Annotated in this window: 13 protein-coding genes and 1 riboswitch; of the genes, 3 read left to right on the top strand and 10 right to left on the bottom strand. The window is 71.7% G+C overall.

Annotated elements, in window-relative coordinates; translation table 11 throughout:
- Window positions 1-22: 22 nt before the first annotated feature.
- Together CP976_RS26905 and CP976_RS26900 are read right to left on the bottom strand one after the other, a co-directional pair.
- Window positions 23-1,306 (bottom strand): metallophosphoesterase, encoded by a 1,284-nt coding sequence (locus tag CP976_RS26905; RefSeq protein WP_373304873.1) that lies wholly within the window; start codon window positions 1,304-1,306, stop codon window positions 23-25.
- A gap of 255 nt (window positions 1,307-1,561) precedes the next feature.
- Window positions 1,562-1,801, bottom strand: a complete 240-nt coding sequence (locus tag CP976_RS26900; RefSeq protein ID WP_086838581.1) for an SCO4848 family membrane protein — start codon at window positions 1,799-1,801, stop codon at window positions 1,562-1,564.
- Window positions 1,802-1,973: 172 nt separating this feature from the next.
- On the opposite strand from CP976_RS26900, the gene CP976_RS26895 reads away from it, so the two are divergent.
- Window positions 1,974-3,305 (top strand): D-alanyl-D-alanine carboxypeptidase family protein, encoded by a 1,332-nt coding sequence (locus tag CP976_RS26895; RefSeq protein WP_229875516.1) that lies wholly within the window; start codon window positions 1,974-1,976, stop codon window positions 3,303-3,305.
- On the opposite strand, the gene CP976_RS26890 is transcribed toward CP976_RS26895, so the two are convergent.
- From CP976_RS26890 to CP976_RS26875, 4 genes are read right to left on the bottom strand one after another with little or no spacing between them, the layout of a single operon-like run.
- A complete protein-coding gene (locus tag CP976_RS26890) occupies window positions 3,253-4,170 on the bottom strand; it encodes a YihY/virulence factor BrkB family protein (protein ID WP_190146881.1) in 918 nt (305 codons plus the stop codon). The two genes, CP976_RS26895 and CP976_RS26890, sit on opposite strands and share 53 nt — an antisense overlap.
- Window positions 4,158-4,610, bottom strand: coding sequence for a GtrA family protein (locus tag CP976_RS26885; RefSeq protein WP_150482638.1), 453 nt, complete (start codon window positions 4,608-4,610; stop codon window positions 4,158-4,160). Before CP976_RS26885 ends, CP976_RS26890 begins: the two co-directional genes overlap by 13 nt.
- Window positions 4,607-5,551 carry a decaprenyl-phosphate phosphoribosyltransferase gene (locus tag CP976_RS26880; protein WP_150482637.1) on the bottom strand — a complete coding sequence of 315 codons (945 nt, stop codon included), beginning with the start codon at window positions 5,549-5,551 and terminating at the stop codon, window positions 4,607-4,609. Before CP976_RS26880 ends, CP976_RS26885 begins: the two co-directional genes overlap by 4 nt.
- A complete protein-coding gene (locus tag CP976_RS26875; RefSeq protein ID WP_150482636.1) occupies window positions 5,544-6,065 on the bottom strand; it encodes a phosphatase PAP2 family protein in 522 nt (173 codons plus the stop codon). The genes CP976_RS26880 and CP976_RS26875 overlap by 8 nt, the downstream gene beginning before the upstream one ends.
- A gap of 133 nt (window positions 6,066-6,198) precedes the next feature.
- On the opposite strand from CP976_RS26875, the gene dprE1 reads away from it, so the two are divergent.
- Window positions 6,199-7,581 carry a decaprenylphosphoryl-beta-D-ribose oxidase gene (dprE1, locus tag CP976_RS26870; protein ID WP_150482635.1) on the top strand — a complete coding sequence of 461 codons (1,383 nt, stop codon included), beginning with the start codon at window positions 6,199-6,201 and terminating at the stop codon, window positions 7,579-7,581.
- 34 nt (window positions 7,582-7,615) lie between these two features.
- Window positions 7,616-8,371: a decaprenylphospho-beta-D-erythro-pentofuranosid-2-ulose 2-reductase gene (gene dprE2, locus CP976_RS26865; RefSeq protein ID WP_150482634.1), complete on the top strand. Its 756-nt coding sequence runs from the start codon at window positions 7,616-7,618 to the stop codon at window positions 8,369-8,371.
- A gap of 12 nt (window positions 8,372-8,383) precedes the next feature.
- Here the strand turns inward: dprE2 and CP976_RS26860 are convergent, their stop codons facing one another.
- From CP976_RS26860 to CP976_RS26845, 4 genes are all read right to left on the bottom strand, one after another.
- Window positions 8,384-8,962: a 2'-5' RNA ligase family protein gene (locus tag CP976_RS26860; RefSeq protein ID WP_086850416.1), complete on the bottom strand. Its 579-nt coding sequence runs from the start codon at window positions 8,960-8,962 to the stop codon at window positions 8,384-8,386.
- A gap of 141 nt (window positions 8,963-9,103) precedes the next feature.
- Complete coding sequence (trpS, locus tag CP976_RS26855) at window positions 9,104-10,117, bottom strand: tryptophan--tRNA ligase (RefSeq protein ID WP_086850419.1); 1,014 nt, start codon at window positions 10,115-10,117, stop codon at window positions 9,104-9,106.
- Between the two features lie 426 nt (window positions 10,118-10,543).
- Entirely contained in the window at window positions 10,544-12,025 is a 1,482-nt protein-coding gene (locus CP976_RS26850) for a glycine hydroxymethyltransferase (RefSeq protein WP_268250141.1), read from the bottom strand.
- Window positions 12,025-12,110, bottom strand: a riboswitch (ZMP/ZTP riboswitch). Its footprint overlaps the gene before it by 1 nt.
- Window positions 12,111-12,255: 145 nt before the next feature.
- Window positions 12,256-13,437, bottom strand: a complete 1,182-nt coding sequence (locus tag CP976_RS26845; RefSeq protein ID WP_150482632.1) for a glutathionylspermidine synthase family protein — start codon at window positions 13,435-13,437, stop codon at window positions 12,256-12,258.
- Window positions 13,438-13,444 lie beyond the last annotated feature (7 nt).

The following is a 13,444-nucleotide window of genomic DNA, read 5'->3' as shown; positions in this document are numbered from 1 at the left end:
TTTTCACAGCGTTCTCACAGGGTCAGGCCTGCTTCGACGCCAGCTCGATCACCGTGATGTCCGACGGTGCCCCCACCCGGGTGGGCGGGCCCCACGCGCCCGCGCCGCGTGAGACGTAGAGCTGGGTGTCGCCGTAGCGCTCCAGGCCCGCGACGGTCGGGTTGGCGGCGGCGGCGATGAAGTTGCCGGGCCAGAGCTGGCCGCCGTGGCTGTGGCCGGAGAGCTGGAGGTCCACGCCGTGCTCGACGGCGTCGTGGATCTGCACGGGCTGGTGGGCGAGCAGCACGCACGCGCGTGCGGTGTCGCGGTCGCCGAGGGCCCGGGCGTAGTCGGGGCCCTGGCCCTCGTCCTCGCCGGTCACGTCGTTGACTCCGGCCAGGTCGAAGTGCGGCAGCTCCCTGCGGGCGTTCTCCAGAGGGGTGAGGCCGAGGCGCCGGACCTCCTCGACCCACTGCTCGGCGCCGGAGAAGTACTCGTGGTTGCCGGTGACGAAGTAGGACCCGTGACGGGCCCTCAGCTGCGCCAGCGGGGCCGCCGCGGGGCCCAGGTCCTTCACGCTGCCGTCGACCAGGTCGCCGACGACCGCGATCAGGTCGGGCTGGGTCGCGTTGATCGTGTCGACGACCTTCTGCGCGAAGCCGCGCCCCAGGACGGGGCCGAGGTGCACATCACTGACCACGGCGATCCGGAACCCGTGCGCCGCGCGCGGCAGTTTGGCCAGCGGCACGGTGACCCGCTTCACCTGGGGCCCACGCAGCACGCCGTACGTCCCGTACCCGACGGTCCCGACAGCGGCGGCCGCGGCGGCCCCGGCGACGACGCGGGAGACGAAGAGACGGCGGGAAGGGCCGGTGACCGCGGAGGCGGTGGTGTCGGTGGTGTCAGTGGTGCTCGGGGTGCTGAGCGGCTGTGGTGAGCTGTCGGGGCTGGCGGGTGTGGCGGACGCGGGATCCGCTTGCGGGTGGGGAGCGGTGGCGGATGCGGACGCTCCGGCCTCCTCCTGCCCGTCAACCACTGCCGCCGCCGCAGGCGCCCCGCCGGGCACGCCGGCGTCGCCCTTCTGCGGTGCGGCCGCCCCGCCGGGCACGGCCGGCGTGCCGGGGAGGCGCTCCGCGTCGGAGGGCGGGCCGGTTGTCGCCGGGGTGCCGGGCATCGTCCCCGAGTCCGTCCCGGACAGAGGGGCCTGCGTCGCCGGGCCGGGCTCCGCCGCTCTCGCCCGCCGTTCCAGGAACCGTCTCAGCAGAGGTCGTACGACCTCCCCCGCCACCACCGCCAGCAGCAGGTACATCGACAGGGCCAGCCACATGAAGCCCGGCCAGGCGAGGGTCTGCTGGAGCCAGAAGGGGGCGCCCGAGCGTTCGGCGACCAGGGCGGTGATCGCCAGGACCCAGCCGCCCGCGATCAGGACCGCGCCCGCGCGGCGGGCCAGGCCCGGGCCGCGGGTCGTGTCACGGAACAGGCGGCGCCACACGTACCAGTTGGCCGTCACGATGACGGCCAGTACGAGCAGTGCCACGAGGACGAAGAAGGCGATGGCCACGGTCGTGTCTCCCGATTGCCGTTATGACGTCCGGCGCAGTGCGCGCAGACCACGCAACCCGATGGCCCCGACGGCCGTCCCCAATACGAAGGAGACGACTGCGAGCAGCAGGTGCACCCAGAAGTACGCCGTGGGATGACCGTCGTCGAAGGCGAGCCCGCTGCTGTCCTTGACAAGGTTCTTGACGAAAGTGATCCAGATGACCCAGCTCCACACCCCGAAGGCGAGCAGGAACCAGGACACGGGGCGGCTGAGCTTCACAAATTCAGACCTTTCATCACAACGCCGGGCTCCCGGGGTCGGCCGGGGGTCCGGGGGTTGTCCCCCGGATGAGCACGGCATGATTCCAGTATCGCCAGAGCCTGTCCGGTTCCGTTCCCGGGGTGGGGGCACGGGCGGGACTTCACCCCGTAGGGCATGTACGTTTCCGATCGTGCCCGCTCCGAAGAAGACCGCCAGGCGATCCCTGCTGGTCACCTCCGCCCTCCTGTCGTCCCTCGCCCTGGCCGCACCCGCGGCCGTCGCGGCCCCGAGCCCTTCGGGCAGCCCGTCGGCGAGCCCCTCGGGCAGTCCGTCGGCGAGCCCGTCGGCCACTCCCCCGGCAACGATGTCGACCGTGGGCGGCGCCCGGCTCGGGCAGCCGGGGACGCAGGTGAACCTCGCGAGCGGCGTGCCGGTGCTGCCGAAGGACGTGAGCGCCCGCTCCTGGATCGTCGCCGACGCCGAGTCCGGTGACGTGCTGGCCGCGCACAACGCGCACTGGCGGCTGGCCCCGGCGAGCACGCTGAAGATGCTGTTCGCGGACACGCTGCTGCCGAAGTTCCCGAGGACGGCCAAGCACAAGGTCGCCCCCTCCGACCTGGCGGGCATCGGCCCGGGCTCCAGCATGGTCGGGATAAAGGAGGACGAGACGTACACCGTCCGCGACCTGTGGCTCGGGGTCTTCCTCCAGTCCGGCAACGACGCCGTGCGCGTGCTGTCCGCGATGAACAAGGGCGTCGAGAGCACCGTCAAGGAGATGAACGAGCACGCCGAGGAGCTCCAGGCCCTCGACACGCACGTCGTCAGCCCGGACGGCTATGACGCAGAGGGGCAGGTCTCCTCCGCGTACGACCTGACGCTGATCGCCCGATCGGGGCTCCAGAAGAAGGACTTCCGCGAGTACGCCTCGACGGTCACCGCGAAGTTCCCCGGCGAGACGAAGAAGGGCAAGAAGGGCAAGCCGGTCCGCAAGCCCTTCGAGATCCGGAACACCAACCGGCTGCTGTCCGGCGACTCGGACGTGCCCGTCTACCAGGGCATCGCCGGTGTCAAGAACGGCAACACCACCAACGCGGGCGCCACCTTCACCGGTGTCGCCGAGCGGAACGGCAAGGTGCTGCTGGTGACGGTGATGAACCCGGAGAAGGACGAGCACAACGCGGTCTACAAGGAGACCGCCCGGCTGTTCGACTGGGGCTTCAAGGCGGCCGGGAAGGTCCAGCCCGTGGGTGAGCTGGTGCCGCCGAGGAGCGCCGCGCAGGCCGGTGCCCAGCCCGGTGCCAACCCCTCCGGTGAGGCCGGCGGCTCCGGGAACGGCGCGGGCGGCACGGCCGGGACCGGTGCGAAGCCGGTGGCCAGCGCCCCGGCCGCGAACGGCTCCAGCGGCATCGGCATCGCGCTCGGCATCACGGGCGGTGTGCTGGTGCTGCTCGCGGGCGGCGCCTTCCTGGTCAACCGCCGCTGGCCGCTGCCGGATCTGGTGCGCCGCCGGACTCGCCCGTGACGTCCGGCAGTTCGTCCTCCTTGCTCTGCGTCGCCGTCCAGGAGGCGCAGAACAGCACCAGTTTCGAGGTGAAGTTGATCCACAGCAGCAGCGCGACGGGCACGCCGAACGCGCCGTACATGCTCTTCGCGGCCACGCCCTGCAAGTAGCCGCTGAGCAGCAGCTTGAGCAGTTCGAAGCCGACCGCGCCGGTCAGTGCCGCCACGACCAGGCGGTGGCGCGTGGGCTCGACGCCGGGCAGCAGCGTCAGGACGTAGAGCAGCAGCAGGAAGTCGGCGAGCACGGCTATCAGGAACGCGGCGATGTGCAGCAGGACCCCGCTCCAGCCGCCCTCGTCGATGCCGAGCTGCCGGGTGATCCAGCCGACCATCGCGGAGGCGACGGCGGAGGCGGCGATGGTGAGGAGGAGCGCGCCGCCGAGGCCGACCAGGACGCCCGCGTCCTTGGCGTAGCGCAGGACCGGGTTCTCCTCCTCGTCGTCCAGCTCCCACACCGCACGCAGGCACTCCCGCATGGAACCGGCCCAGCTGATGCCGGTGAACAGCAGCAGGGCGCCCGCGATGAGGCCGATCGTGCCGGCGTTGTCCACCAGGCCCGCGATGTCCAGCTGGTCGGAGATGCCGGGCACCTGCTCGGCGATCTTGTCCTGGAGCTTGTCCTGCTGCTCCGTGCTGAGCGTGGCGGCGGCGATCGTGGCCGACACCGTCAGCAGCGGGAACAGCGCGACGAAGCTGGTGAAGGTCATCGCGGCGGCCAGTCGCGTCCACTTCACGCGGTCCAGCCGCTCGTACGACCGCCACGCGTGCGTGATCATCAGCCGTGTCATCCACGGCCCGATGACCGGGAGCTTTTTCAGCCAGTCCATGATCCGACTCTGCCCTCCGCCCGGAAGACCCATGTACGGGTACCCCAGAACCGCAGAATCGTTGCCAGTGCCATGCCGACGACCGCGCCGGAGACGGTGTCCGCGCGCTGCGAGGTGAGCCCGAGGCCGTAGTGGCTGACGACGAGACAGAGCAGTTGGACGGCGGCACCGGCGAGGTTCACCACGAAGAAGACGGCGAAGAGGCGCAGGCCCCGCGCCCGGGTGCCCCGGTAGGTGCCGAGGGCGTTGCCCGCGTAGGCGACCGAGCAGGCGGCCACGAAGGACAGGGCCTTGGCGGTGAGCGGGCCGAGTCCGGCGGGGCCGCGCAGGTACGTGAACAGAGCCAGGTCGACGGCGTAGGCGAGGAGACCGACGGTTGCGAACCCCAGGAGCTCCCGGCGGCAGGGGGCCGTGGGGCCCGACCACGCGCGCGTGGTCACCAATTGGCCACCGCCAGGCCGTACATCGCCACCCACACCAGGCCGATGAGGGCGAGCGCCCGGTCCCGCAGGACGACGTCCTCGGGTTCGCCGGCCGTGCCGCGGTCGGCGAAGACGGCGTACCGCAGGACGGCGAGGATGAAGGCGACCATGGACAGTTGCCGCCAGGGCAGCACGCTGGTGTGCGGGACGCCGCCCTCCTCCATGGCCCACAGGCAGTAGCCGAGGACGGCGACACCGGCCGCGAGCTGCCAGACGAAGCGGAGGTAGCCGGTGGTGTACTCGGTGAGCAACGCGCGTGTGGCGCCCGCATTTCCGGCCATCTGCACGGCTTCGGAGTAGCGCTTGGCCGACACCATGAACAGCGCGCCGAAGCCGGTGGTGATCAGGAACCAGCGCGACAGCGGGATGCCGAGGGCGAGCCCGCCGATCATCGCCCGCATCAGGAAGCCGGTCGTGACGACGGCGAGGTCGACGACGAGGACGTGCTTGAGGCTGACGCAGTAGGCCAGTTGCATACCGAGGTAGGCGGTCAGCAGGGCGGCGACGGCCGGGGAGCAGAGCCAGGCCGCGGCGGCGGGCGCGAGCAGGCCGAGGCAGCCGCCGACGGCGTAGGCGACGGGCACGGCGACCTGTCCGGCGGCGACCGGGCGGTGCCGCTTGGTGGGGTGGGCGCGGTCGGCCTCGGCGTCGCGGGCGTCGTTGACGAGGTAGACGGCGGCGGCGCAGGCGGTGAACAGGACGAAGACGAGGGCCAGTTGGGTCAGTGCGTGCCGGGAGAAGAGCTGGCCGGCGGCCGCCGGGGCGGCGACCACCAGGATGTTCTTCACCCACTGCCTGGGCCGCGCGGTCCGCAGGAGACCGGCCAGGAGACCGCCCTTGCGGCGTGGCGCGGACGGTTCCTGGGGGGTGCGCTGCGGCAGGACGGCCGTCTCAGTCATGGTGGCCCCCTCCCCTCATCCAGCGGGCGCCGAGCCGGGCCGTGAGCGCGCCGAGGGCCGCGCCCGCCGCGACGTCCGAGGGGTAGTGGACGCCGACCACGAGCCGCGAGACGCACACGGCGGCGGCGAGCGGCGGGACGGCACGCGCCCCCAGGGCGCCGAAGGCGACGGCGGCGGCAGCGGCGGACGTGGCGTGCGAGCTGGGGAAGGAGTGCCGGCCGGCGGTGCGCACCAGGGGCTCGACGTGCGCGGGGCGCGGGCGGCGCACGACCCGTTTCACCCCCATGCTGACGAGGTGCGCCCCCGCGGTGAGCGCCGTGCCCCGCAGCCAGGCGCCGCGTCTCCTGCCGTCGACGGCGGCTCCGGCGAGCCCCGCAGCCAGCCACAGCGCGGCGTGTTCCCCCGCCCAGGACAGGGCACGCGCGGCGCCGGCCACACGCGGGTCGGTGCCGCACGCCCTGAGGGCCGAAACGATCCGGTGATCCATGTCGTGCAGGTCGTCGAGGTCGTCCATGTGGACTCACTGTTCACGCCCACCTGGCCTGAACTCCGGCAATATTGAGCGACATCCCATTAATCACCCGTTTCGGGGAGGTATGCCATGTTCTCGAACTAATAGCTCACAGTGGGGCGATACGGTCACGGGCATGTCTGCCGACACCGATTCCGCCCCGGACGTCATGGGCTTGGAGCACACCACCGTCACCGGTTGGGGCCGCACCGCTCCCACCGCCGCCTGGCTGATCCGCCCGCAGACCTACGAAGAGGCCGCGGCGGCCGTCCGCGACTGCGGGGCCCGCGGCGGGATCCCCCGGGGCCTGGGCCGGGCGTACGGGGACGCGGCGCAGAACGCGGGCGGGTCCGTGCTCGACATGACGGGTCTGGACCGCGTGCACGCGATCGACGCCGACGGCGGCACCGTGCTGTGCGACGCGGGCGTCTCCCTGCACCGGCTGATGGAGGTGCTGCTGCCGCTCGGCTGGTTCGTGCCGGTCACCCCCGGCACGCGCTACGTCACCGTCGGCGGGGCGATCGGCGCCGACATCCACGGCAAGAACCACCATGTCTCGGGCTCCTTCTCGCGGCACGTGGTGGCCTTCGAACTGCTCACCGCCGACGGCGAGATCCGCACGGTGATCCCCCGCACGCCCCTGTTCGACGCCACCGCGGGCGGCATGGGACTGACCGGCGTGATCCTCACCGCGACGATCCGGCTCCAGCCGGTCGAGACCTCGCTGATGTCGGTCGACACCGAACGCGCGGCGGACCTCGACGACCTGATGGCCCGGCTGGCCGCCACCGACCACCGCTATCGCTACTCGGTCGCCTGGATCGACCTGCTGGCCCGGGGCGCGTCCACCGGCCGCGCAGTCCTCACCCGCGGCGACCACGCGCCCCTGGACGCCCTCCCCGCCCGCCTGCGCCGGGCCCCGCTGTCCTTCCGCACCTCCCGCTTCCCCTCCGCCCCCTCGGTCCTCCCCGAGGGCCTGCTCACCCGCACGACCGTGGGCCTCTTCAACGAGCTCTGGTACCGCAAGGCCCCCCGCACGCGGTCCGGCCGGCTCCAGCGCCTCTCCGCCTTCTTCCACCCCCTGGACGGCCTGCCCCACTGGAACCGCGTCTACGGCCGGGGCGGCTTCGTGCAGTACCAGTTCGTCGTCGGCTACGGCCAGGAGGACGCCCTGCGCCGCATCGTGCGCCGCATCTCCGAACGCCGCTGCCCGTCCTTCCTGGCCGTCCTCAAGCGCTTCGGGGAGTCCGACCCGGGCTGGCTGTCCTTCCCGGTGCCCGGCTGGACACTGGCGCTGGACATCCCGGCGGGCCTGCCCGGCCTCGGCGCGTTCCTCGACGAACTCGACGAGGAGGTCGCCACCGCCGGCGGACGCGTCTACCTCGCCAAGGACGCCCGGCTGCGCCCGGAACTGCTCGCGGCCATGTACCCGCGGCTGGACGAATTCCGGACCCTGCGCGCGGAACTGGATCCGCACGGGGTCTTCACGTCCGACCTGTCCCGCCGCCTCGGCCTCTAGGCACAGGCACACCAGGCAACCTCTAGGAGCTGTCATGAAGGACGCCTTCGGTCTCCCCCAGTCCCTGCTCGTCCTCGGCGGGACGTCGGAGATCGCGCTGGCCACCGCCCGCCGGCTGATCGCCCGCCGCACCCGCACGGTCTGGCTGGCCGGCCGCCCCTCGCCCGCCCTGGAAGCGGCTGCCGGGCAGTTGCGCGGACTCGGGGCCGACGTGCACACCGTCGCCTTCGACGCGCTCGACCCCACCTCCCACGAGGCCGTGCTCGGCAAGGTCTTCGCCGAGGGCGACATCGACATGGTGCTGCTCGCCTTCGGCCTCCTCGGCGACCAGGCCCGCGACGAGCGGGAGCCGGAGGCGGCGGTGCGGGTCGCGCAGACCAACTACACCGGCGCGGTCTCGGCGGGACTGGTGTGCGCCCGCGCGCTCCAGTCCCAGGGGCACGGCTCGCTGGTCGTCATGTCCTCCGTCGCGGGCGAGCGGGCCCGCCGCGCGAACTTCATCTACGGCTCCAGCAAGGCCGGCCTCGACGCCTTCGCGCAGGGCCTGGGCGACGCGCTGCACGGCACGGGCGTGCACGTCATGGTCGTACGCCCCGGCTTCGTCCGGACGCGGATGACCGCCGGCCTGCCCGAGGCGCCCCTCGCGACCACGCCCGAGGCGGTCGCGACGGCGGTCGAGCTGGGGCTGCGCCGCCGCTCGGAGACGGTGTGGGTGCCGGGCGCGCTGCGCGTGGTGATGGCGGCGCTGCGGCACCTGCCGCGGGGGGTGTTCCGGCGCCTGCCGGTCTGACCTACGGGCGGATCACCAGGTGGGGACCGAGCCGCGCTCCACATGCCCGGCCTGGGGCGGGACCACCGAGCCGCCGAAGGGGAACTCGCGGAGCTTGCGCCAGACACCGTCGGCGCCCTGCTCGTAGAGGGCGAAGCCGGTGCACGGCCACTCGGCCTCGTAGCCGGCGAGCTCCTCGAAGGCGCGGTCCATCGCGGCCTCGTCGATGCCGTGCGCCACCGTGACATGCGGGTGGTACGGGAACTGAAGTTCGCGTACCACCGGCCCGGCGGGGTCGCGGACCTGCTCCTGGAGCCGGGTGCAGGCCTCCGCACCCGAGACGACCCGGACGAACACCACCGGCGACAGGGGCCGGAACGTGCCGGTGCCGGACAGCCGCATCGGGAACGGCCGGCCGGTCGCGGCGACCTCGGCCAGATGCGCCTCGACGGCCGGCAGGGCGGACTCGTCGATCTCCGTCGGCGGCAACAGAGTGACGTGCGTGGGAATGCCGTGAGCCGCGGCGTCGCCGAAGCCCGCGCGCAGCTGCTGAAGCCGGCTGCCGTGAGGCTCCGGGACCGCGATCGAGACACCGATCGTTACGGTCCCCACGTCGTCTCCTGTCGTCAAGTTCGCGGGTCGCTGATACGACCACCCGGATATCGACTGTACGGCCACGACCCGGTTACAGGCAGGCGCAACCGAAGTGATGTACAGCGCTGTTCGGTGGTACGGCTGTGCGCGGGAGCGGGTTCAGTGCTTGGCGGGCAGGAAGCCGACCTTCTCGTACGCCTGCGCGAGGGTCTCCGCGGCCACGGCGCGGGCCTTCTCGGCGCCCTTGGCCAGGATCGAGTCGAGCGTCTCCGGGTCGTCCAGGTACTGCTGCGTGCGCTCGCGGAACGGCGTCACGAACTCGATCATGACCTCGGCGAGGTCCGTCTTGAGCGCGCCGTACATCTTGCCCGTGTACTTCTCCTCCAGTTCACCGATGGTCTCGCCGGTGAGGGTCGAGTAGATCGTGAGGAGGTTGCTGATGCCCGGCTTGTCCTCGGCGTCGTAGCGGATCACCGTGTCCGTGTCGGTGACCGCGCTCTTGACCTTCTTCGCGGTGGCCTTCGGCTCGTCGAGGAGGTTGATGAGGCCCTTCGGCGTGGACGCCGACTTGCTCATCTTGATCGACGGATCCTGGAGGTCGTAGATCTTCGCCGTCTCCCTGAGGATGTACGGCTTCGGGACGGTGAAGGTCTGGCCGAAACGGCCGTTGAACCGCTCGGCGAGGTCGCGGGTGAGCTCGACGTGCTGGCGCTGGTCCTCGCCGACCGGGACCTCGTGCGCCTGGTAGAGCAGGATGTCCGCGACCTGGAGGATCGGGTAGGTGAACAGGCCGACGGAGGCGCGCTCGGCGCCCTGCTTGGCGGCCTTGTCCTTGAACTGGGTCATCCGGCCGGCCTCGCCGAAGCCGGTGAGGCAGTTCATGATCCAGGCGAGCTGCGCGTGCTCGGGGACGTGGCTCTGGACGAAGAGCGTGCAGCGGTCCGGGTCCAGACCCGCGGCCAGCAGCTGGGCGGCGGCCAGGCGGGTGTTGGCGCGCAGGTCCTTCGGGTCCTGCGGGATGGTGATCGCGTGCAGGTCGACGACCATGTAGAACGCGTCGTGGGTCTCCTGGAGGGCCACCCACTGGCGCACGGCGCCGAGGTAGTTGCCGAGGTGGAACGAGCCGGCGGTGGGCTGGATCCCGGAGAGCACGCGAGGTCGGTCAGAGGCCATGTCCACCATTCTCTCAGGTCCCGTGGGGCGATCCGGAACTGGTCCGAAACAGGTGGGGACCGATCCCTGTTCGGCGGTGTAACAAGAGTGTGAGAACGCGGGAGGGGGGGGCCGCATCGTCGATGAGGCCGTGGTGATCGCACGCGTACGCGCCGGCGAGCCGGAGGCGTAGTCCTCCCCGTGCCCGGCGGGCCTACCGGTGACCTGTCCGCCGCGGAGGGGTCCGGCCCGGTGCAGGGCGGCGTCCGGTGGGCTGCCGGGGGCCTGGTTCCGGGGCTCGGCGGCAGTCATGCGATACGCCGCGCGGCGGCCCGGCGCGAAGCCGGGCCGCCGCCACGTGAGGAGCCACTGGCTGAGCTGATCGATCCGGGAGTTCTGACATCGGTGAGCGCGTCGAGGACCCGCTCGCGGTCAGCCCCGCGGATCTCAGCCGAGGTCGATCTCGGGGTAGAGCGGGAAGCCCGCCACCAGGTCCGTCGCCCTGTGGCTGATCTCGTCGGCGATCTTCGCGTCGAGGACGTGGGCCGCCTTGGAGGGGGCGCCCGACTTGGTGGTGCCCGGCTCCGTGGTGGTGAGGACGCGGTCGATCAGGGCCGCGACCTCGTCCATCTCCGCCGTACCGAGGCCGCGGGTGGTCAGGGCCGGGGTGCCGATGCGGATGCCGGAGGTGTACCAGGCGCCGTTCGGGTCGGCGGGGATCGCGTTGCGGTTGGTGACGATGCCCGAATCGAGCAGGGCGGCCTCGGCCTGGCGGCCGGTGAGGCCGTAGGAGGAGGCGACGTCGATCAGGTTCAGGTGGTTGTCCGTGCCGCCGGTCACGAGGGTCGCGCCGCGGCGCATCAGGCCTTCGGCGAGGGCGCGGGAGTTGTCGACGATGCGCTGGGCGTAGTCGCGGAAGGACTCCTGGCGGGCCTCCGCGAGGGCGACGGCCTTGGCGGCCATGACGTGCGGGAGCGGGCCTCCGAGGACCATGGGGCAGCCGCGGTCGACCTGGTCCTTGAGCGAGTCGTCGCACAGGACCATGCCGCCGCGGGGGCCGCGCAGCGACTTGTGGGTGGTCGTCGTCACGATCTGGGCGTGCGGGACCGGGTCGAAGTCGCCGGTCAGGACCTTGCCCGCGACCAGGCCGGCGAAGTGCGCCATGTCCACCATGAGCGTGGCGCCGACCTCGTCGGCGATCTCGCGCATGATCCGGAAGTTCACCAGGCGGGGGTAGGCCGAGTAGCCCGCGACGATGATCAGCGGCTTGAACTCGCGGGCGGAGGTGCGCAGGGCCTCGTAGTCGATGAGGCCGGTGGCCGGGTCCGTGCCGTAGGAGCGCTGGTCGAACATCTTGCCGGAGATGTTCGGGCGGAAGCCGTGGGTGAGGTGGCCGCCCGCGTCCAGGGACATGCCGAGCATGCGCTGGTTGCCGAAGGCGCGGCGCAGCTCCGCCCAGTCGGCCTCGGAGAGGTCGTTGACCTGACGGGCACCGGCCTTCTCCAGGGCCGGGACCTCGACGCGCTGGGCGAGGACCGACCAGAAGGCGACGAGGTTGGCGTCGATGCCGGAGTGCGGCTGGACGTAGGCGTGGCGGGCGCCGAAGAGTTCCTTGGCGTGCTCGGCGGCGAGGGACTCGACGGTGTCGACGTTGCGGCAGCCGGCGTAGAAGCGGCGGCCGATGGTGCCCTCGGCGTACTTGTCGCTGAACCAGTTGCCCATCGCCAGCAGCGTGGCCGGGGAGGCGTAGTTCTCCGAGGCGATCAGCTTGAGCATCTCGCGCTGGTCGGCGACTTCCTGGCCGATGGCGTCGGCTACGCGTGGCTCCACGGCGCGGATGACGTCGAGGGCGGCGCGGTAGGCGGTGGAAGCGGTGGAGAGGGGCTCGGCTGGCATGTGGGACCTCCGGACGTTGCGTTCAGCGTTCACGGTACGGCCCAGGCGCACGGCACTCTCTGCTCGGGCCGCTCCCCGATGGTTTGTCCATCCCAGCGCGCCAGTCACGGCCCGGCGATCAGCCTACCGGCTGGGTCGGGGAAGCGTCTGCCGGGTTGGTGAGCGTTGCCGGGTGCGGGTGCGTTGTGGCTGGTCGCGCCCACGCGGCGGAGCCGCATATGTCACAGCCCCGCGCCCCTGAGAGACGTGCCCCCGGCCCTGGCCTAAAGGATCACGTGGGGCAGGAAGCGGGCGTACTCGTCCGTGATCAGGCCCGAGGACTCTCGGATGCCCAGGCCCGCCGACTCGTTTTCGACCACCCAGGCGCCCAGGACCACGCGGTTGCCGTCGAAGTCGGGCAGGGGGGCCAGTTGCTGGTAGCAGCAGGGTTCGTCGCGGAGGACGGGGTCGGATCCGGGCTCGTGGATCGTGACGCCCGCGCCCTCTCGGCCCAGGAGGGGCTTGGCCACCCATCCCTCGGAAGACAGGTCGCGGGGGCCGTCCAGGTAGGCCGGGAGGAGATTGGGGTGGCCGGGATACAGCTCCCAGAGGATGGCCAGGAGCGCCTTGTTGCTGAGGAGCATTTTCCAGGCCGGCTCGATCCAGAGGGTGGAGCCGGTGCCGCCGCCGTTGTCGAGGGTGTCCAGGACGTGGTCGGCGAAGCGGTCGGTGGTGAGCCACTCCCAGGGGTAGAGCTTGAAGATGCTCCGGATGAAGCGGAGCCGGTTGTCGACGAAGCGGCCGGAGAGACGGTCCCAGCCGATCTCCTCCATGGCGATCCAGTCGGTCTCCATGCCCGCCTGCTCGGCTGTCTCCTTGAGGTAGGCGACCGTCATCATGTCCTCGCCGAGTTCGTCGGCCGAGGAGTACGCGAAGTAGAGCGGGCTGCCCGGCGGGAGCAGGGCGGCCTGTTTCCGCCAGGCGTCGATCAGGCGTTCGTGGAGGGAGTTCCACTGGTCGGCGCCGGGGAAGCGGTCCTCCATCCAGAACCACTGGGGGGACGCGGCCTCCACCAGTGAGGTGGGGGTGTCGGCGTTGTACTCCAGGAGTCTGGCCGGGCCGGTGCCGTCGTAGCGGAGGTCGAAACGGCCGTAGACGGAGGGGAGTTCGGCGCGGCGGTGCCAGGACTCGGCGACCGTGCGGGCCACGCGGGGGTCGGTGATGCCCAGGTCCGCGAAGCGGTCCTCGGCGACGATGTGGCCGGCCGCCGCCAGGCACATGCGGTGGAGTTCCTCGACGACCTCTTCCAGGGCCTCGATCTCCGGAAGGGTGAAGACGTAGTAGGCGCTTTCGTCCCAGTAGGGGCGCAGGGAGTCGTCGGGGTAGCGGGTCAGGGGGTAGATCAGGCCCTGTTCCTCGACGGTCTGCTGCCAGCCGGGGCGCGGGGTGATGGTGTGGCGTTCCATGTGCGTA

The organism is Streptomyces coeruleorubidus (assembly GCF_008705135.1).
In the GTDB taxonomy this organism is placed as follows: Bacteria; Actinomycetota; Actinomycetes; order Streptomycetales; family Streptomycetaceae; genus Streptomyces; species Streptomyces coeruleofuscus.
This window is presented reverse-complemented; position numbering and strand designations above follow the sequence as displayed.

Bases quoted from the DNA above. Each gene is read 5' to 3' on its own strand.
- CP976_RS26905 (WP_373304873.1), bottom strand. From the start codon at position 1,306: ATGTGGCTGGCCCTGTCGATGTACCTGCTGCTGGCGGTGGTGGCGGGG.
- CP976_RS26890 (WP_190146881.1), bottom strand. From the start codon at position 4,170: ATGGACTGGCTGAAAAAGCTCCCGGTCATCGGGCCGTGGATGACACGG.
- CP976_RS26880 (WP_150482637.1), bottom strand. From the start codon at position 5,551: ATGACTGAGACGGCCGTCCTGCCGCAGCGCACCCCCCAGGAACCGTCC.
- CP976_RS26875 (WP_150482636.1), bottom strand. From the start codon at position 6,065: ATGGACGACCTCGACGACCTGCACGACATGGATCACCGGATCGTTTCG.
- dprE1 (WP_150482635.1), top strand. From the start codon at position 6,199: ATGTCTGCCGACACCGATTCCGCCCCGGACGTCATGGGCTTGGAGCAC.
- dprE2 (WP_150482634.1), top strand. From the start codon at position 7,616: ATGAAGGACGCCTTCGGTCTCCCCCAGTCCCTGCTCGTCCTCGGCGGG.
- trpS (WP_086850419.1), bottom strand. From the start codon at position 10,117: ATGGCCTCTGACCGACCTCGCGTGCTCTCCGGGATCCAGCCCACCGCC.
- CP976_RS26845 (WP_150482632.1), bottom strand. From the start codon at position 13,437: ATGGAACGCCACACCATCACCCCGCGCCCCGGCTGGCAGCAGACCGTC.